Source organism: Weizmannia acidilactici, assembly GCF_008974225.1.
GTDB classification, from domain to species: Bacteria; Bacillota; Bacilli; order Bacillales; family Bacillaceae_C; genus Weizmannia; species Weizmannia acidilactici.
On record NZ_BKZR01000038.1, the window covers coordinates 12,482 to 32,499 of the forward strand.

At 45.7% G+C, this 20,018-nt stretch carries 15 protein-coding genes and 1 pseudogene; 4 read left to right on the top strand and 12 right to left on the bottom strand.

Going from position 1 to position 20,018, the window contains the following annotated elements; translation table 11 throughout:
* Positions 1–147: 147 nt before the first annotated feature.
* Positions 148–2,985 carry a 2-oxoglutarate dehydrogenase E1 component gene (gene sucA, locus GBH70_RS12935; RefSeq protein ID WP_151681436.1) on the bottom strand — a complete coding sequence of 946 codons (2,838 nt, stop codon included), beginning with the start codon at positions 2,983–2,985 and terminating at the stop codon, positions 148–150.
* A 308-nt stretch (positions 2,986–3,293) separates the two neighbouring features.
* Between sucA and GBH70_RS12940 the strand changes: the two genes are divergently transcribed.
* Positions 3,294–3,746 carry an Hsp20/alpha crystallin family protein gene (locus GBH70_RS12940; RefSeq protein WP_151681437.1) on the top strand — a complete coding sequence of 151 codons (453 nt, stop codon included), beginning with the start codon at positions 3,294–3,296 and terminating at the stop codon, positions 3,744–3,746.
* A 140-nt stretch (positions 3,747–3,886) separates the two neighbouring features.
* Here the strand turns inward: GBH70_RS12940 and GBH70_RS12945 are convergent, their stop codons facing one another.
* Together GBH70_RS12945 and GBH70_RS12950 are read right to left on the bottom strand one after the other, a co-directional pair.
* Positions 3,887–5,290, bottom strand: a complete 1,404-nt coding sequence (locus GBH70_RS12945) for a HAMP domain-containing histidine kinase (protein WP_151681438.1) — start codon at positions 5,288–5,290, stop codon at positions 3,887–3,889.
* Positions 5,287–5,970: a response regulator transcription factor gene (locus tag GBH70_RS12950; RefSeq protein WP_151681439.1), complete on the bottom strand. Its 684-nt coding sequence runs from the start codon at positions 5,968–5,970 to the stop codon at positions 5,287–5,289. Before GBH70_RS12950 ends, GBH70_RS12945 begins: the two co-directional genes overlap by 4 nt.
* A gap of 551 nt (positions 5,971–6,521) precedes the next feature.
* Between GBH70_RS12950 and GBH70_RS12955 the strand changes: the two genes are divergently transcribed.
* Positions 6,522–7,784 carry an MFS transporter gene (locus tag GBH70_RS12955; protein ID WP_151681440.1) on the top strand — a complete coding sequence of 421 codons (1,263 nt, stop codon included), beginning with the start codon at positions 6,522–6,524 and terminating at the stop codon, positions 7,782–7,784.
* Positions 7,785–7,985: 201 nt separating this feature from the next.
* On the opposite strand, the pseudogene GBH70_RS17855 reads toward GBH70_RS12955, so the two are convergent.
* Positions 7,986–8,126, bottom strand: a pseudogene (locus GBH70_RS17855) (aldo/keto reductase); the annotation flags it as partial.
* 215 nt (positions 8,127–8,341) lie between these two features.
* Between GBH70_RS17855 and GBH70_RS12965 the strand changes: the two are divergent.
* Entirely contained in the window at positions 8,342–10,420 is a 2,079-nt protein-coding gene (locus tag GBH70_RS12965) for a thioredoxin domain-containing protein (RefSeq protein ID WP_151681441.1), read from the top strand.
* A gap of 38 nt (positions 10,421–10,458) precedes the next feature.
* Here the strand turns inward: GBH70_RS12965 and ltaS are convergent, their stop codons facing one another.
* The 3 genes from ltaS to ku all read right to left on the bottom strand — a co-directional run bounded on the left by ltaS (position 10,459) and on the right by ku (position 14,281).
* The gene (ltaS, locus tag GBH70_RS12970) at positions 10,459–12,447 is read right to left on the bottom strand and encodes a lipoteichoic acid synthase (protein ID WP_151681442.1); all 1,989 of its coding nucleotides are present in this window, start codon (positions 12,445–12,447) and stop codon (positions 10,459–10,461) included.
* A gap of 240 nt (positions 12,448–12,687) precedes the next feature.
* Complete coding sequence (locus GBH70_RS12975; RefSeq protein WP_151681443.1) at positions 12,688–13,335, bottom strand: phosphatase PAP2 family protein; 648 nt, start codon at positions 13,333–13,335, stop codon at positions 12,688–12,690.
* Positions 13,336–13,444: 109 nt separating this feature from the next.
* Positions 13,445–14,281 carry a non-homologous end joining protein Ku gene (ku, locus tag GBH70_RS12980; protein WP_151681444.1) on the bottom strand — a complete coding sequence of 279 codons (837 nt, stop codon included), beginning with the start codon at positions 14,279–14,281 and terminating at the stop codon, positions 13,445–13,447.
* 93 nt (positions 14,282–14,374) lie between these two features.
* On the opposite strand from ku, the gene GBH70_RS12985 reads away from it, so the two are divergent.
* Entirely contained in the window at positions 14,375–16,231 is a 1,857-nt protein-coding gene (locus GBH70_RS12985) for a DNA ligase D (RefSeq protein ID WP_151681445.1), read from the top strand.
* 232 nt (positions 16,232–16,463) lie between these two features.
* On the opposite strand, the gene dapF is transcribed toward GBH70_RS12985, so the two are convergent.
* The 5 genes from dapF to GBH70_RS13010 form a co-directional block, all read right to left on the bottom strand.
* A complete protein-coding gene (dapF, locus tag GBH70_RS12990) occupies positions 16,464–17,459 on the bottom strand; it encodes a diaminopimelate epimerase (RefSeq protein ID WP_151681446.1) in 996 nt (331 codons plus the stop codon).
* Between the two features lie 25 nt (positions 17,460–17,484).
* A complete protein-coding gene (locus GBH70_RS12995) occupies positions 17,485–17,823 on the bottom strand; it encodes an iron-sulfur cluster biosynthesis family protein (protein WP_151681447.1) in 339 nt (112 codons plus the stop codon).
* A gap of 55 nt (positions 17,824–17,878) precedes the next feature.
* Positions 17,879–18,619 carry a hypothetical protein gene (locus tag GBH70_RS13000; RefSeq protein ID WP_151681448.1) on the bottom strand — a complete coding sequence of 247 codons (741 nt, stop codon included), beginning with the start codon at positions 18,617–18,619 and terminating at the stop codon, positions 17,879–17,881.
* Positions 18,620–18,703: 84 nt separating this feature from the next.
* Positions 18,704–19,588, bottom strand: a complete 885-nt coding sequence (locus GBH70_RS13005) for a patatin-like phospholipase family protein (RefSeq protein ID WP_151681449.1) — start codon at positions 19,586–19,588, stop codon at positions 18,704–18,706.
* Between the two features lie 98 nt (positions 19,589–19,686).
* A complete protein-coding gene (locus tag GBH70_RS13010) occupies positions 19,687–20,010 on the bottom strand; it encodes a DUF4870 domain-containing protein (RefSeq protein ID WP_151698025.1) in 324 nt (107 codons plus the stop codon).
* Positions 20,011–20,018: the final 8 nt, after the last annotated feature.

The following is a 20,018-nucleotide window of genomic DNA, read 5'->3' on the forward strand; positions in this document are numbered from 1 at the left end:
TAAGAAATAGCTTATATATGTTCGCTTTTACCGGGCATAACAGGCATTTCCATGGCCCACCCGTGAAAAGCTACCTTCATACATATACAGTTTTTGTGCATATCGAAGCCCCCGCCCGCCGGGTGGGCGCGCGGAGCGGGTTTCCCTTTACGCACGGGTAATTGCTTCAGAAAGAATTCTGTATTGTTCTTTTTTATGGACAACCGGATCTCCTTCGGACGGGCTCGATCTTCTCGGCCGGCCGATATATTTGACTTCCGCACCCTCAGGCGCCAGCTTCCTGAGGTAAGGTTCAACATAAAACCATGAAGCCATATTTTTCGGTTCTTCCTGCAGCCAGACAATTTCTTTTACATTTTTGAAGCGTGAAAATACCGCCTTGATTTCCTCTTCTGGGAACGGATAAACTTGTTCCACTCTTAAAACATGGAGCCAATCGGTTTTTTCTGTGCTATTCATTTTTTCTTCCAAATCAACCGCAACTTTTCCGCTGCAAAGGATGATTCTTTCCACCGTATCCGCATTTTTTCCCAAGCCCGGCTGTTCCAGCACCGTGTGGAATTTACCGTTAGCCAGAACAGACGGCTCTACAGATGCGAGCGGATGGCGGAGCAGGCTCTTCGGCGTCATCAGGACAAGCGGGCGGATTTCTTCTTTTGTCAGCCATTTTGCTTGCCTTCTCAAAATATGGAAATATTGGCCGGCTGTCGAAACATTCGCCACCGTCCAGTTGTTTTCCGCGGCCAGCTGCAAAAAGCGTTCCGTTCTGCCGCTCGAGTGTTCCGGACCCTGGCCTTCGTATCCGTGCGGAAGCAGCATGACAAGCCCAGATTTCTGTCCCCATTTTGCCCTGCCAGATGAAATAAACTGGTCAAACATTACCTGGGCCATATTGGCAAAATCCCCGAATTGCGCTTCCCAAATGACGAGCGTATCCGGCGAAAAGACATTGTAGCCGTATTCAAACCCTACAACGCCGGCTTCTGTCAGCGGGCTGTTGTAAATCGCAAATGATGCGCTGACACCGGACAAATGATGGTGCGGGATAAACTCTTCGCCTGTTTCTTCATCATGCAGGACAAGGTTCCGCTGTGCAAATGTGCCACGCTGTGTATCTTGGCCGGTAAAGCGGATTGGGACGCCGTCTTTTAAAATGGAAGCAAACGCCAATGCTTCGGCATGCGCCCAATCAATTTTCCCCTGGCCGTCAAAAACATGCTCACGGCGTTTTAAAATTCTGGCCAATTTTTTAAATACATGGAAATTTTCCGGCCAAGCAAGCAGTTCGGTGTTCAATTCCCTCAGTTCTTCTTCCGGGACACCGGTTTTAACGCTCAAATAACCTTTTTTGACGATTTCAGGCGGTTCCATTGCCGTATCCGGTTCTTCTTCGCCGTTCGGCACTTTATCGTAAGCGGCCTGCAGTTTTTTCTGGACGGCGTTGTCCAGCTCTTTCACATCATCGGATGTCACAATGCCTTCTTTTACGAGACGTTCCCCGTAAATCTCCTTGACTGTCGGGTGTTGATGCACCAGTTTGTACATCATTGGGTTGGTCGCCATCGGTTCATCCATTTCGTTGTGCCCGTAGCGGCGGTACCCGACTAAATCGATGACGAAATCCTTATGGAACCGTTCACGGTATGCATATGCAAACAGCGCAGCCTGTACACATGCTTCCGGGTCATCCGCATTGACATGGATGATCGGCACTTCGTAACCTTTTGCCGGATCAGAAGCATATCTGGTCGATCTGGAATCATAAGTTTCTGTTGTAAACCCGATATTGTTATTGGCAATAATATGGATGGTGCCGCCCGTCCCAAAACCTTTCAGCTTGCTCATGTTGAGCGTTTCAGCGACAATCCCCTGGCCTGCAAAAGCGGCATCGCCGTGGACGAGAATTGCAAACGAATGGTAAGGGTCCTGTTCCGGGTAACCTGCTTTATTCCGGTTATCCTGCGCTGCACGTGTATACCCTTCGACAACCGGGTTTGCAACTTCCAGGTGGCTCGGGTTGTTCGCCAGCACGATGCGCGCACTGATCGGGCTGCCGTTTCTCCCTTTCCTGTCCGCGCCAAGATGATATTTCACATCACCTGTCCATCCATACGTAATCCCAATGGACCCTTCTGAAGGAATTAAATCTTTATTGGAAGCGTGTTTAAATTCCGCAAAAATCAGTTCATAAGGCTTTTCGAGGATATGTGCAAGGACATTGAGCCGCCCCCTGTGCGCCATTCCGATATTCACAGTTTTTACGCCCGATTTGACCGCGGCAATAATCATTTGCTCCATTAGCGGGACGAGCGCATCCAAACCTTCAATCGAGAAGCGTTTTTGCCCGACAAAGGTGCGGTGAATAAATTTTTCAAAGCCTTCCACATTGATTAGCCGTTTTAAAATATCGATTTTTTTTTCTTTGCTTAATTTCCGGAAGAAACTGCCGGATTCAACCGTCCTTTGCAGCCAGTGCTTTTCTTCCAGCTCATGGATGTGATCGAATTCGAATGCTACTTTTTTTGTATAGACTTCTTTCAAATAATTAATGGCATCAAGCCCGTTTTTCACCCTTTCTGGCGCATCCGGGCAGATAAAGGATGCTGGCACTTTTTTCAGATCTTCTTCGGTTAAATCAAATTCGTTCAGTTCGATCCGCCTTACATGCACCTCAGGCTTATGGAGCGGGTTGATATCCGCCGCCAAGTGCCCGAACGTGCGGATATTGTCCGCCAATTTTACAGCAGCGATCATCTTGCTGAAAATCGTCGGATTTGCCGGCAGTTGGAAAGAGATATCCGCCTGGCCCTGCGTTGTTTCACCGCTTTCAGGAACGGCAGGCGCACCCCATTGGTCAAAAACTTTTCTCGCCTCTTCCTCTACGCTGTCCGGATCTTCCAAGTACTGTTCATACAAATCCATGACATAACCAAGATTTGGCCCTGAAAAACTTTCCCAAAATCCCTTTGCTGTTGTTGCACTCATTTTGATAAACCTCCAGCCCTTCTTTATGCCTTTTCATTTTCATTTGTTTTCCATTTGCTGTACAGTGAGGCCAAACAGAAATAATGAAATTATGTAACGATAGAGAATTTTGTAATCTATAACGCTTACAACCACAATTTTATCACTGTAAACGTAATAGATAAAGTTAAAAACTCCAATTTTTAAAAATTTGCATGAATAGTGATTCAGTCGCATTTTCCCCTGCCCTGTACAGCCTGCATCACCTCACCGGATTGGATGGAGCGGCATAAATTATAGTATCATCCATTGGTGAAAGGAGCAGAAATATGTTCCCGTGGAATATGTTCCCCTTTAATGAAGAGATGTCCCAGCTGATGAAAAACATCCCGCTTCCGCACATGGACGAACAAATGAAACAAGCCCTATCCCAATGGAAACAATGGAGCGGCGCTTTAAAAGGCCAAGGGGAACACGGGCAGCAACCGGCCACGGGCGGCAGCTCCTTTTCTTCTGAAATGGAAGTTTTTGAAACCTTTGATTTTATTTTTATCCGAGTCCCCATCCGTGAAAAAACGTGGCTCAGCCAGTTGAAGATTCTCCACACTTCCCACAAGGCGATATTAAAAAACATTCCGGAACAGGGGGAAGAACGTGTAATTCCGCTGCCATCCCCGGTGCTGCGGAAAGGAACAGCCGCAAAATACCGCGACGGCATTCTCGAAATCCGCTTCATCAAGAAAGCCGAAAATGAAATTACGGAAGTAGGCATTGATTTTTAAATTTGGAAAATGAATCCGGAACGCTTCGGCAAAAGCAGGGGACCGTGCAGTGCCGTCCGGATGTAAAACGAACATCGCAGGTCTGGATCAGTGCAATAAAAAAAGAAAGTTTCTTTTGTTGAAACTCTCTTTTTTGGCAACTATGTTTTTGGCTGCGTGTAAAGCGGGAAAACGAACCGTATTTCCGTTCCACGGCCGACCGTGCTGTCTGCTTCAATCGTACCGGAGTACCCTTCCACCAATTGTTTGGCGATAGCAAGGCCAAGGCCGTTTCCGCCTTTTGCGCGGCTTCTCGCTTTGTCAACGCGGTAAAACCGGTGAAAAATATGCGGCAAATCTTCTTTGGGAATGCCGATGCCGTAATCCTTGATTGTCAAAATGGCCGTTCCATGCCCTATTTTGAGGCCGATATCCACTTTGGCGATTGAATCGGAATACTTAATGGCATTATCCATCACGATAATTAGCACTTGCTCGAGATGGTTCTCGCTCATTCGGATTTCATAGTCATGCTTTGGGTCATATTGAAATGTAAATTCAAAATTTTCATGGATCATTTTGAAATTTCGGACCACCCTTTCGATGACGGCCACCAAATCCGCTTTTTCCTCATTCTCCATGATTTTACTTTCTTCCGCACGGGACAGATCAAGCAGTTCTTCCACCAATTTTTTCATCCGTCTCAATTCCTGCAGCGACGCCTGAAGCGACTCTTCCAGGATGGCCGGGTCGTTTTTACCCCACCGGTTTAATAAATTCAAATGCCCCTCCATCACTTGGACCGGTGTCCTCAATTCATGGGAAGCATCTTCGACGAAGCGTTTCTGTTGCCGGAACGATTGTTCAATCTGGTCCATCATGTCGTTAAAGATATTGGTCAGTTCGCCCATTTCGTCCTTTGAAGCACTTGGTTCCATCCTTTCATGGAAACCTTTTTTGCGGATGCTTTGCATGGTGGATGAAAGTTTTTTCAGCGGCTTCAAAAAATTTTTTGCCATCATAAACCCGAGAAAAGCGCTAAGCAAAAGCCCGACACAGCCGGCGATCATCATGACAAACAGCACATTCCGCATTAATTTTTCATACCTGTACAGCGGATAAATCACTTCTATGTAACCGTCAAATGCCGGGGAGTGGAAAGGGCTCCTTCCGACTAAAATTTTGTCGTCGTCCGCCTGAATTAAGCTCACTCTTTTCTCATTCACCGGAACAAACGGCACTTTCGCGTTCGTGGAATGAATGCTTTTTACCACGAGCATCTCCTTGCCGCTTGCATCCAGAATTCGGATCGACTGGTCTTTTTCAAGCACTTGCTGGAAAAGGGAGCGGTTGGACAAAATATCATCAATATTTTGCCCCCTGTCATTTAAGTCATCCAGCACCTGCGAGACCGAGGCGGCTTCCTCATGCAGCAGCCATCTACTGATTAAGGTATATTGCAGAAAACCGAATATAAGAAAGGTTAAAAAAATGGCAACGCTCGCCCCGACAGACCATTTGACTTTCAGTGAACTTTTCTGCAGCCAAAATCTCACATCATTCATTCACGCATCACATATCCCGTTCCTCTTACCGTCTGAATATAACTGTCCTCTCCATCTGTATCAATCTTGTTACGCAAATAGCGGATGTAGACATCCACGACATTGGTTTCCACTTCGGTTTCGTAACCCCAGACTTTATTCAGCAGGGCTTCCCGGGTCATGACGATATTTTTATTTTCCAATAGCGCAAGCAGCAGATCGTACTCGCGCTTTGTCAAGTCAATGATTTTTCCGCCTTTTTTCACGAGCCGGCTTTCTTTTTCTAAAACGAGGTCGCGGAACTTATACGTTGTCAGGGCCGCCGTTTTCGGTTCCGTGTATTCTATCCTCCTGAAGATTGCCCGCAGCCTGGCGAGCAGCTCTTCGATCGCAAACGGCTTCACGACATAATCATCCGCGCCGTGGTCAAGCCCTGAAACCCTGTCCATAATGCTGTCGCGGGCGGTGATCATAATAATCGGCGTTTCTTTTTCTTGGCGGAGGCGTCGGCATACTTCCAGGCCGTTCAGCTTTGGCAGCATCAAATCAAGCAGGATGACGTCCCAATTCTCATCCAAAGCTACCTGCAGCCCTTCACGCCCGTCATAAGCAACTTTTACCTCATAACCTTCGTGTTTTAACTCCAATTCGATAAAACGGGCTAAATTTTTTTCATCTTCTACTAAAAGTACACGTTTCATTTCGATTCCCCCTCGTATTTCTTCGCTCAGCCGGCCATATATCTTTCCTGCTGTACCTATTATAGCCACAGGCATAGAAATTGCAAAAGGGCAAATTCATGGCAATGCATGGCTGAGACCGGCACATTTCCGGTGGGGAGAAAAAACATAGAAAATGCATTTTCTTGTATACTAGCCTAGAAAAAAGAAAATGGTATGAACAGTTTGTTAAAATTTGATGAGAAAAATGATGGGATGTATTTGTTAAAAAAGTTTTCCTTTTTAAAAGATAAAACGCTGCTGGATATGTGGAGCAAGTAAAATATCAAAGATTGCGGGAAATAACACTGTCAATCCATCCAGCGCCCGAGTAACCACAAGCATGCCAAGAAAAGATCTGGCAACCGCCGACCCTTCTACTGATAAGAAACCGGCCGTCAACGAATGACGTTCACCATAAATTTTATTGACTTTTGGTACGTTTCTTATTTCAGCCTTTTGCATTCATAAATATTTCGAATTAGTAAATAGTAAAGAGTGCAGTATAGACATGAAGAAAGGAATTATAGGAAATGGAACAGATCACAACGCATACCCCTTTATCCGACAAGAGTAATGAGATCCATCAAAAACGCTGGGCGATTGTTGCGCTTTCTTCTATTCCGCTTATTATGACGTTAGGGAACTCCATGCTGATCCCTGTCCTGCCCATGATGGAAGACAAACTGGACATCTCCAAAGTCCAATCGAGCTATATTATTACGTTTTATTCGATTGTGGCCATTATTCTCATTCCGGTTGCAGGCTTTTTGTCGGACCGTTATGGAAGGAAAATGGTCATTATCCCCTCTTTAATGATTACAGCTGCCGGTGGTGCATTATCGGCTTATGCAGCATGGCAAATGAAAAATCCGTATCCTTTTATTTTGATCGGCAGGACTTTGCAGGGCGTGGGGACAGCGGGCGCAGCGCCAATCGTTTTGCCTCTTGTCGGAGATATGTTCCACCGCGACCGCGATGTCAGCGCAACGCTTGGCATTATCGAAACAGCCAACACGTTTGGAAAAGTGTTAAGCCCGATTCTCGGTTCGCTTTTGGCGGGCTTCATTTGGTTCCTGCCTTTTGCGACCATTCCCATATTTTGCCTGATCTCCATTTTGTCGGTCTTGTTTCTTGTGAAAAGGCCAGCCAACGAAAAACAGGGTCCGAATGTAAAAGAATTCTTGCATAATACAAGAGAAGTTTTCCGTATCCACTGGCGGTGGCTTGCTGCTGTGTTTGCGATCGGAGCCATTGTCATGTTTATTTTATTTGCCGTCCTTTTTTACCTTTCTTCCAATTTGGAAGAGCAATTCCATTACCATGGCGTTAAAAAAGGCTTTGTTCTGGCCGTTCCACTGGCTGCCTTATGCTTGTCATCTTTTATAACCGGAAAAATCATTAAAGAAAATATGGTGCTGATGAAATGGATTATTTTTTCAAGCGTGCTTGTCATTGGGACCTCGGTGCTTTCGATTGCGTTTTCCAACAGCTTTTTCTATTTAATGGGGGTTTTTCTTGTTTGCGGGATTGGGATTGGGGCTTCCCTGCCGGCCTTGGATGCACTTATCAACCAATCCATTCAAAAAGAGATCAGGGGTACCATCAGCTCTATTTACAGTTCAATGCGCTACATCGGGGTTGCGGCGGGCCCGTTATTTATGGCGTATTTTATGAAAGGGCAGGTGGTCTTCAGCCTTTTGATCATGTCCGTTTTTTGCCTCGTGGCAGCCGGGCTCACATTTGCTGCTGTAAAACCGGACAGAGCCCGTTCGCAAGCGCCTTCCCCGACATAATTAAAAGGGTTACCCCAATCGCCCCGGGGTACCCCTTTTTTATGCAAGGCTTAGTTAACTGCGGTGTTGATGATCGCGAAATTCACCCGCTTTCAGCACGAATCGCTCGTACCACAGCGCGAGAGGTCTCGCTAGGCTCACTTTTCCCGCAGCAGTCTCGGAAATTTGCCAACATCAAAAGTAAAAATCAAACATATCGGTACGTTTACCGGTTTCGCGGATTGCCTTCTCAACAATCTCTTCGGAGCGGCCGAAACCGTATGCAGGAGCCATATCGACCACATTGATACCTATATCAACCGCTTTTTGAATCGTTCTGGCTGATTCCTGTTCGTTTGTGCCTCTTCACATTCAACCGCCGATTGCACGTGCTCCCATTGCAACCGGGTTGCATGATGGATGCCGGTGTTTTGATGTTTATCGTTTCCATTTTCCACCCCATCTGCCATATTTTCTTGAATTTTAATTCCATTTTAGGCTGGCAACCGGCATTCATAAAGAACTTGTTTCAAACAGTCTATTCATTGTTACATTTCCTGGTTTCGGGTAAACTGAGGATGGAGAATGAGAAAGAAGGTGATGAATTGCTTGAAAACAAAAAGCCCAACCGATTAATCGGCGAAAAATCCCCTTACCTGCTTCAGCACACATATAATCCTGTTGACTGGTATCCATGGGGCAAAGAGGCATTTACGAAGGCAAAACGCGAAAACAAGCCGGTTTTCGTGTCAATCGGCTATTCGACCTGCCACTGGTGTCACGTAATGAAAAGGGAATGTTTTGAAGATGAAGAAGTGGCAAAAAAGCTGAATGAGTCGTTTGTATCCATTAAAGTGGACCGTGAAGAAAGGCCTGATATTGATTCCATTTACATGAACGTGTGCCAGATGCTGATCGGGCACGGCGGCTGGCCCTTGAACGTTTTTTTGACACCGGACCAAAAGCCTTTTTACGCCGGCACTTATTTCCCAAAGTACAGCAGGTACGGCCATCCGGGTTTCCTTGATGTCCTTGCGCGGCTCCAACAATTATACCAGCAAAAGCAGGGGGAACTCGCGTCTTACGCGGAAAAAATAACGGAAGCGCTCAAACAAAAGTCGCAAACAGAAAGCGGGACGGGCCCCGTTCTGGAAGTGGCCCATGACGCTTACCGGCAGCTTGAGGCATCGTTTGATGACGAATTTGGGGGCTTCGGGCAGGCGCCGAAATTCCCGATGCCGCATCAGTTTATGTTTTTGATGCGGTATGCGTCTCTTCAAGGAGAAGAAAAGGCGCTGCACATGACGGAGAAATCGATGAAAGCGATGATCTCCGGCGGCATATGGGACCATATTGGCGGCGGTTTTGCCCGTTATTCCACTGACAGGGAATGGCTTGTGCCCCATTTTGAAAAAATGTTATATGACCAGGCGCTCATGTTATACGTGCTTGCCGAAATGTATATGATCACAAAGGAAGATCAATGGAAAGAAACCGCGCTCACATTAACCGCTTTTCTCCGGCGCGAGATGCTGGATGAAACCGGCGTTTTTTATTCAGCCATTGATGCGGACAGCGAAGGCGAGGAAGGCAAGTATTATATATGGGGGAAAGAAGACATTTTTATGCTACTGGGGCACGAAGCCGCTGAAATTTTTTGCAAGGCCTATAACATCACGGAAGTCGGAAACTTTGAAGGAAAAAATATACCAAATTTGATTGGAATAAATTTCCAAAATATTGCCGCTTCATTTGGCCGCAGTGTCAGGGAGCTGAAACATTTGCTTTCGGAAAGCAGGGAAGTATTGCGGCGTGCACGTGGGAAAAGGGTATATCCGCATTTGGACGACAAAATTTTAACTGCATGGAACGCCCTGATGATTGCCTCTCTTGCAAAGGCATCACGTGCTTTCCAGGAACCGGAGATGCTAGATATGGCACAAAAAGCGCTCGCTTTTATAGAGTCCCGGCTTTGGGTAGATGGCAAACTGCATGTCCGCTACAGGGATGGGGATGTCCGTTATCCGGCTTATCTGGATGATTATGCATACTTGCTTTGGGCGTATCTCGAACTGTATGATGCCGTACAGGATCCCCGCCATCTCAACCGTGCCATGGATTTTTGCGAAATCATGTTTGATTCATTTTGGGATCATGAAAACGGCGGCTTCTTTTTCACCGGCAAAAGCAGTGAAGCTTTGCTGTTACGCCAAAAACAGGCGTTTGACGATGCCCTTCCGTCCGGTAACAGTGTTGCAGCTGTCATGCTTTGGCGGCTTTCCAAATACACCGGGGAAATGTCCTACGCGGAGAAAGCCAAAACCATATTGGCGTGTTTTCAAGAAGATATCGAACAATATCCGGGCAGTTTTTTGTTTATGCTGCAAAGTTTAATGGGGATTGCCGCAGGGGGCAGGGAAATCGTCATTACCGGCTCGTCGGAACAGGACAGGGCGCGTTTTAAAAAAAGTTTCATCCGCCGTTTCTTACCTTTTGACTGTCTAATAGAAGCCGACCCGCTGGATCCGCGTCCGTTTTGGGCGGATAAAACTGAAAAAGAAAAACCGTTCGTGCTGTTTTTATGCGAACATTTTGCATGCCAGCAACCTGTTTACGATTTACAGGATGCTTTGGAGGCGCTGGAAAAGATGGATTAAAAAAAATCATCCCGGCTGCGGAACCCCGGGATGATTTTTTATTTACTGTTGCTTTTTTTCGTTGCATCCGCTTTTGTTCTCGGCAGTCCACTCATATCTTTCTGGTCTTTTGTATAGTCAAAATCGTTGCGGTTGACCGCTGTAAATCCTTTCGGCTTATAAAAACGGAGCAGGTCGTCATATACAACTTTATCAGACAGATTCAATTCTTCTTTCACGATCTGTTCATCTTTTTTGCCGAGTTTTGCATTGACTTTCTCGCCTGTAGCCGTATTGTACAGCGTGCCGGATACTTGCGTATATTTATTTGTGACAAAGTCGCCATTGCGGAATGCAACTACTTGGCGATGATTATTCGACAGCAAATCAGATCCAAATTGGATGTAATCTTTCGTATCCACACCAAGCAGATGCATAACGGTAGGCATGACGTCGATTTCGCCGCCGTACGTATGGTTTACACCGCCTTTTACACCAGGAATATGGATAAAGAGCGGCACCCTTTGCAGCTGCGCGTTAATGTACGGCGTAATTTCAGGAACGCCGAGCACCTTCGCCATCGCGGCATTATGGTTTTCGGAAATGCCGTAGTGATCCCCGTACATGATAATTACCGTATGGTCATACAGCCCGGATTGCTTCAAATACGTGAAGAACTGGCGCAGTGCTTCGTCCAAATAGTGGGCAGTCTGGAAATAGTTATCAACCGTTTTATCGCCGAAATTGCCTTTCGGGAAGTCAATATCCTTATCGTCCAGTATAAACGGGAAGTGGTTCGAAAGCGTAATGAACTTCGCATAGAAAGGCTTCGGCAAGCTGGTCAAATAAGGCATCGATTCTTTAAACCACGGTTTGTCTTTCATTCCGTAGTTAATCGTGTTTTCGTCGCTCATATCATAATATTTTGCATCAAAGAAACGGTCATAGCCAAAAGATTTATACATTTCGTCGCGGTTCCAGAATGTCTTGTAGTTTCCATGGAAAACCGCAGTCGTATAGCCCCTTTCGCCGAGAATGGCCGGCGCAGCCTGGTACGTATTTTGTGCTTTTGTTGTAAATACTGAGCCCGTCGGCAGCGGGAACAGCGAGTTTTCCATCATGAACTCAGCATCAGATGTTTTTCCCTGGCCGGTTTGATGGAAGAAGTTATCAAAGTAGATTGTGTTTTTATCTTTGGTCAGAGAGTTTAAAAACGGTGTAACCTCTTTCCCGTCCAATTTATAATTAATCAGGAAATTCTGAAAAGATTCCAAAGAAATATAAATGACATTCATGCCTTTCGCGGCACCGAAATATTTGCTGTTCGGCTCGGTGTAGTTCGCTTTGACATAGTTTTCGACATCACTAACATCGCTGGAATCCGCCATTGCCCTTTGTGCGGACGATTTTGTCGTTTGGATGGCATCGTAAATCGTGTAATTGTACATGCCAAGGTATTTCACAATATAATTGCGGTCAAATGTTCTCGTCAAAAGCTGCGGGCGGTCCGCCTCGGCAAGCCCGAGATTAAAGACGAAAAACGCCACGGCCGCTATCAAAAGCCCGGCAATCGAACGGCGGTTGATTTTTTCCCGGTCAATTTTTACAACCTTTGAAATGATCAAAGCCGCGATCATAATCGTATCAAAGAAATAGAAAATATCATACGGCCTCATCAATGCAACGGCACTACCGCCGATATCCCCGAAGTTTTTTGTCTGGAACAAAACCGGCAGCGTGATAAAATCGTTAAAGAAACGGTAATAGCAAACATTCGCATAAAGCAAGATAGATAACAGCAAATCAATGGCTGTTATCGCGATAAGCCTTGCACGGCCCTTAAAAAAGAGGGCAAGCGCAAAAAAGAACAGTGCGGAACTGATCGGATTGATCACCAAGAGGAAATGCTGCATGCCGTTTTGCAGGCCGAGGTTGAATTCCGCTCTATATACAATGTATGTTTTGATCCAAAATAATAAAACCGTAAGAAAGTACAAGGCATACTTTCGATTTAGCAAACTTTTAATCTTGTTAATCGGCATCTTCATCGAGTTTTACCTCCCAATCGGCAAATTGACTGTAGGCAGCAATTCAAAACCGTTACTGTAAACTTTCGCACCAACATATTTTAATACAATTTTAAAAAAAAGCAAGCCAAATTGCGAAACTGCTTTTCCAACATTAGGAACAGCCCGTCCAAAAACCGGCTGTTTTTCCGCCGCTCCGGGGATCCAAAAATGTCCCTTCCTTTTAAGCAGGGCGGCAATCTTTAATCTCACCCTATTGTATTACAACTTAAACTTTCTTTCAAACAGCATAAGTGCCATCGCTGACAAAATCACCCATATCAGGCCGGCAGCATAGCCTCCGACTACGTCGCTCGGGTAATGCACCCCCAAATAAATGCGGCTGATGCCAATATTCAATACAATGAACATGGCAAACAGCGTTCCGGCAAATTTGCTCCACTGCTTTTTGGCCACGCGGAACAGGATAAAAACAAGGCAGCCGAATAAAATCATAGAGCCCATGGAATGCCCGCTCGGAAAGCTGTAACCTGTTTCCTGGATGACACGCATAATATCGGGACGCTGGCGTTTAAATATGTATTTTAAAATCCTGTTGAACACCCCTGCCCCCAACGCGACGGATACAGCAAGGTAAATGCTGAGCGTACGGTATTTTTTTATCCAGAGAATAAGCACAAATATGAGGGTAATCGATGCAGCACCCTGGACAGACCCTAAAAAGGTAATGGCAAGCATCACGCTCGTCATATGATCGGATATAAATCCCTGGACAAACGAAATAATCGGGAGGTCAAAATTCTGGATCTCCGCCTTGTTGAAATTATCGGCGATTTCAAAAAAAATCCATGTACACAGGGATAGTACCAATAAGATCAAAATAATTTTTAGAATTGCCTGATTCTTCATCTTAAACCTCCAATATGAAATAACTTACCATATTGGAGGCATTCCGGCAAATAAAATTGTCGACACATTTCAATATATTTCGGGCTGCGGCCAAATATCCCCCGAAAAGTTATGCTTCCTTTGCTTTTGTTTTCGCCGCCGGCTTTTTTGTTCTTTTTGCCATTTTTTTCGCTGGCTGTGTCCTGTCGATGGATGCCTGAAGCGCCGCCATTAAATCGGTGACGTTATTTTCCGGTACCTTCACTTTGGCGGTGACAAGGTCCTTGCCAGTACGCTTGGATTCAATCAGTTCCATGAGGCTTGATCGGTATTCATCCGTATATTTTTCCGGCTCAAATGAAGTTGTCAGCTGATCAATCAGCAAAATGGCAGTTTCGATTTCTTTTTTTGACACTTCATCGTCGGCGGGTACATTTGGAACATCGGCCGAATTCCGCACTTCATCCGGATAATGGATCGTTTCCATCAGCAGTGTATTTTCAAATACACGGATGACCGCCAGCTGCTCTTTGGAACGCATGACAATACGCGCCAAACCGACTTTTTTCGATTCGGTCAGCGCTTTCCGCAATAAACCGTATGCTTTGACACCGCCCTCGTTCGGGGACATATAGTAGCTGCGGTTGAAATAAATCGGGTCAATTTCGCGCATGTCAATGAAATCCATAATTTCAACCGCTTTTTCTTCCGTTGTTTTCCGCAAATCTTCCAATTTGTCCTGCTCGAGCACGACAAATTTTCCTTTTGTGATCTCATAGCCTTTGACTATATCCCCGGCTTCTACTTCTTCGCCGCAGACCGGGCAGATTTTTTCATATTGGATCGGTGAATGGCATTTTTTATGCAGCGACCGCAATTTAATGTCTTTATCTTCCGTGGCGGCATGGAGCTTAATCGGGATGTTGACAAGGCCGAAGCTGATCGTGCCTTTCCAAATTGTATGCATGAATGAAACGCCTCACTTTTTGAAGATAATATATGTAGAATTAACCGGTCTATGTACATCAAGTTTTGGAAAAACAAGGAGGGGCGGAGAAAAATGAAACCAATGCTCCCGACTTTAAAGTGGGAACTTCCCAATATAGGAAACTGGGCATTTGAAATCAAATACGACGGCTTCCGCGCCATCCTGGAATGGGATGATGGGGGGATGCATTTATGGAGCCGGAATGAGAAGGATTTGCTGCCGCAGTTCCCGGAGATCCGTGACTTTTTACAAAGCATCGAAAATATAGTGAAAAAGCGGCTTCCATTGCGGCTCGACGGTGAACTCGCCCTTTTGGAAAATCCTTTCAAAGCGAACTTCGGGGAACTGCAGAGCCGGGGAAGAATGAAGTCAACGGCAAAAATCAAACAAGCTGCTGCCATACGCCCTGCCCGTTTCTTAGCATTTGATTTGCTGATGCTGGACGGTGCTGACTTCACCGGAAAAACGTATATGCACAGAAAAGAAACATTGGAAAATTTTTTCCAAAACCTGGAACTGCCGCTGTCCCCCGATCCCGGGAAAACGGAGCTTTTGCAATTGATTCCTTATGCTCCGGAAGCCCAGCAGCTTATCCAAACGATGAAAGATTTTAACAGCGAAGGGATTGTCGCAAAACAAACAAATAGTAAATGGGAAGCGGGAAAAAGGGTTGAGACCTGGATCAAAATCAAAAATTGGAAAACGGCTGCCTGTTTTATTACTGCTTATGACGGAAACAACGGATACTATCATGTGGCGGTATTCAGAAATTCGGAAATTTTTCCGCTCGGGCTGTTTCTTTTCAGCATGAGTTCGGAAGAAAAGCAGGTGCTCACCGCAGCGATTAAAAAAAATGCTGCAAATGAAAAAAACGGCGTGTATACGATCCACCCCGCCATTTGTTTGGAGCTTTTTTACTTGGAATGGGACGGCGTGCAGCTGCGCGAACCGCATTTCCACCGGTTCCGTTTTGACCTTGCGCCGGATGAGTGTACATATGAACGTTTCCGCCTCCAGCAGGCAGCGATACCGGAAGAAGTGGCGGTCACGCATCCGGAAAAGCCGCTTTGGGAAAAACGTCCGGTATCCAAATTGGATTATCTTTTTTATATGCGGGAAATATCCCCTTTCATGCTTCCATTCCTTTCCGGCAGGCTTTTGACAGTGATCCGATATCCGCACGGCGTTTTCGGCGAAGCGTTTTACCAAAAAAATTGCCCGGATTATGCGCCCGCTTTCGTGGAAACGGCCATGCACGACGGGATCCGTTATATTGTTTGCAATGATTTAAAAACGCTGATGTGGCTTGCAAACCAGCTGGCGGTGGAGTACCATATTCCGTATCAAGTTGTAAAAAGCCGTTTTGTCAGCGAAATTGTGTTTGATTTGGATCCCCCTTCCAGGAGCAAGTTTCATTTGGCGGTGAAAGCCGCTTTGTTGTTGAAAGATGTTTTGGATGGACTGGGTTTCGAAAGTTTTGTCAAAATATCCGGAAATAAAGGGCTGCAAATTTATATCCCGCTGCAGGAGGGGCGTTTTACATGGAAAGATACGCGGATATTTACGGAATTTATGGCGTCGTATTTGATTGCAAAAGCTCCCGAAAGTTTTACGGTTGAACGGATGAAGAAAAAACGGGGTGGAAAACTGTACGTCGATTTCATCCAGCATGCCGAAGGAAAGACGATCATTGCCCCTTATTCAATGCGCGGGCATGAAGATGCGCTGGTGTCGGCGCCGCTCAGATGGGAAGAAGTCAGCGAAAAACTTTTCCCTGAACTGTTTACGATGGAAGCGGTGCTGAACCGCGTGAAGAAATTCGGCTGCCCGTTTGCCCGCTATTTTACCTGCAAGAAGGAACAGCCTTTTGCGCCGGTACTGGATTTTTTGAAAAAAAACGATAGCGGACTCGGGAGTGAGCGCTGCTGAATCGGCGAGAAATACCGGGAAATCGGCTATTTCTTTGCTTCAATCAGCGAAAAACCTTGGGAAATCGACAGGAAATTTTCAAAAATCGGCGTTGGCTTCAAAATCAGCGGCTTCCCTCAAAATGTCAGCGGAAACTTTGCCTAAATCAGCGGAATTACCATAGAAATCGGCGGTCCGCTGATAATGGGCACCAAAACTTAAAGAGCATGCCCCATTCCAAGAGGCATGCTCTTTAAGCTAAAGCTTTCTCCACTACTTCTTTTGCATGGACTTCAAGTTTTTCATACTGTGCCTGTTCAGTGAATTCCTTTTTGCTCCGGACCATAAATTTCGCCGGATTTTCTGCGTCAAATGAAACAACAGCTCCATACAAATACGTCGCATTGCCGATCAGATCAATGCTAAACTCAGGATCGCCACCCGTTTCAATTTTGTGGACAAGGCAACGTACTTTCCCGCCGTTATTGTATACTTCGATCATCTCTTCAAACGGCCGCATCCTTAAAAGACAGGCGACAAGACTGGAAGCGGACATTGCCGTTCCGCAGGCGTTCGTAAAGCCGACTCCGCGTTCAAACGTCCGCACATACAAGCCGTTTTTCCCGATCGGTTTCACGAAGCTGACATTTACGCCGTCCGGAAAAATTTCATTCGGACCGTTTACATATTCCGATAAAGTTTTTTGCTTATCGGAATGGAAAACTTCATTACCGACAAACGAAATCAAATGCGGATTCGGCACTGCAACAGCCGTAAAAGACAAATCTTTCGATAATGCCTCCACTTGTTCATTGATCAGCACCTCTTTCCCGATCCGCATCGGCAGTTTATCGAGGCCGAACAAAACGGGCGAAATTTCCACCCGGAATGTCGGGATCCCGCCAAACAGCGGTTCCGCTTTTTTGGCATACAAATTGGCCTTCATTGTTTCAATTAACAGATCATCTTTTCCAAGCTTTTCGGATACATAGCGGGCGACACAACGCAGGCCGTTGCCGCACATCGATGCTTCGGATCCGTCCGCATTAAATATCCGCATTTTTGCATCCGCTACTTTGCTTTGAGAAACAAAAAGCAAACCGTCCGCCCCGAGTCCGGAACTGCGCTTGCAAAAAGACAACGCCATTTCTTTGCGGATCGTATCCGTCAATGGATTTTCTACAGCCGTTTCATCGATGATTAAAAAATCATTGCCCGATCCGTGGCATTTTATCAGTTTCAATTCCATGGTTGATTTCCTCGCTTTTCTACTTCTATTCTTGCTGTTTGAGCGGCTTGATCAACGGAACATTTCTGCCCAAGATCTCATCAGAGCTTTTTAACACGAATGTGTTGCTTTCAGGGGCATAATCAATTGTCAAATCCCCGCCAAAATAAATGAGATCGCTTTTTTCAATCGCAACTGGCATACCGTTTGTCTCCATCATTTGCTCACTTTTTTCAAGATGGTCCTTGTCCGTCAGCATGAGAACCGGAACGCCGTCAGTGCCGCAGCCGCACCCTTCCGAATCGTAAAGCAGCCTGAGCACCGCTTCTTTCTGCGGGGCTTCGCCTTCCAAATATGCAATGGCCGCATCAGTAATTGAAATCATGTGCAGCCCCCCTTTCGAACTTCCTTACAAAAATTGTACCATCCTTGTTATTTTTTTACACGAAATATTTATCATGCACATAGAAAAAGGCCAAGAAGGCAATGGCGAGCACCTGATCCTCTTCGTCCAGGCTTCCGGAAAAACGGAGCACGGGGATATTTGCGGAAAAGATTTGCTGCCACGCAACCGGCATAATACCGCGCGAAACAGCAGCCAGAAGTTTATCGTTCCGGTAAAATTCAATTTCATTGTTTTCATTTTTCCGAATGGAAGCAGATTGGCTCCCATTGGCGAAAAAAATATGTTTACCCGTGTTTTCCAACATGTATAGAGAAATTTGAAAGCCGGAGAGCACCACTGTTACTTTTCGATTGCGCTGTTGGATCCGGATGGAAAACGCGCCCCCGTCAAGCTTTCTTTGCAGCTGGAAATATTTTACGCCCCTTCTTGACGCTTTTTCTTCGAGCAGCCACCTGCAATACCCGCTGCCGTCATAAAGCTGCACCGCAAACTTTGTCCCGGGTGGAAACTGAACCACATATTTCCCGGTGCCCGGCCATGTTTCCCGATTCGACCCGGTGCCTGCGGAAATTTTCCCCTTAATTCTTCCATAGTATAAATAGCGGGCAAAAAAATAGAGGATATACAGCCATACAGCCCAAACCACCGCATCAAATATCCCGCCGCGTCCGATATAGAGCAGAATAAGGCAAAAAGCGGACAGGCCGCTAGCAAGGACAACGGTCTGATAGAAGTACATTTTCGACATCGACGCGTAGTAATTTTTCAGATCCATACCGAATCTCCTATTATCTTTTCTTGATTCTATTTTATGAAGCGCGCCATAGAATCATGAGAAAAAGATTTGTCCCCCTTATACTTATCGCACTCTTGCTTTCATATGGGTTTTAAGTCGTGTGTCCCAACTGATGAGCTGTTCCATGATACGGCCGCCATCCCTTACCCCCTGCTCGTACAATTCCGTCAGGCGTTTAGCGTTTTTTTCAATCCGTTTTACTTTCAGGGGTTCCTGCGGGCAGATCAGAAAAACCCGCCCTTCCCTTTCTTCATTTTCTATAAATTCAACCGTTTCATTATATAATCCGGCCCGTTTTTTCACCGCTTCATAAACACCCGGATAAGCACGGTATTTCCGTTTAATGAAGAAAGTAAATTTCGCCGGTTTTTTCCGGTAACCCCGGTTTCTGGTTGAAATCACGATATTATAGGTGAACCCGTCCTGTATCGCTTTTTTGATCGGGATCGGGTCGGACAGGCCGCCATCCAAAAGCGGGCGCCCGCCGATTTCAACAATCGGCGCAGCAAGCGGCAGCGAACTGGAAGCACGGAGCACTTGCAGAAGATTCCCTTTGTAGTCTTTGCGCGTGAAATAAACAGGCTTGCCTGTCATGCAATCAGTTGTGCCGATCACAAATTCGCACGGGTTTTCATCAAACGCCTGAAAGTCAAAAGGCACGTGTTTTTTCGGAATTTCGTCAAAAACATAATCCATTCCGAACAGTTCCCGGTTGCGTATATAATTTTTCCATGATAAGTAACGTTCTTCATGAATAAAGTCGATATTGACTTTCCGGTTCCGCCCCTTTTGTTTGGATAAAAAAGATGCAGCATTGCAGGCTCCGGCCGAAACGCCGATGACATACGGAAATTCAATTCCATGTTCCAAAAAACTTTCAAGCACGCCTGCTGTATAAACGCCGCGCATGCCGCCGCCTTCAAGAACAAGGCCGCAGTTTAAAAGCATTTGCATCTATCCTTTCAGACTGTACTGTAATTATTAGAATCGCATAAAAATCCGCTGCTTTCAAGAAACGTGCCCCAAACAAAAAAGCCTACTTCCGGTTATTTGATCAGCCGGAAAATAAGCGGGATCCGGTACATTTCGCCGTTATATGCTTTTATTGCGGCCACAATTGTAAAAATAAAATACATCAGCCCAACAACCGGCAAAAGCACAAACCCGATTAAAACGACGATCAAAAGGGACGCAGCAAATCCGTATACTGTGTACGAAATTAAAAAATTGAAATACTCTTTCCCATAATAATCAACATATGCAGAAGAATCTTTTTTTAACAGCCAAATCAATAGCGGACCGACAACCGTAGTAAAAAGGCTGGAAACAAAAATCAGCATGGACAACATGCGCTCATCATTTGTACTCATCTTCAATG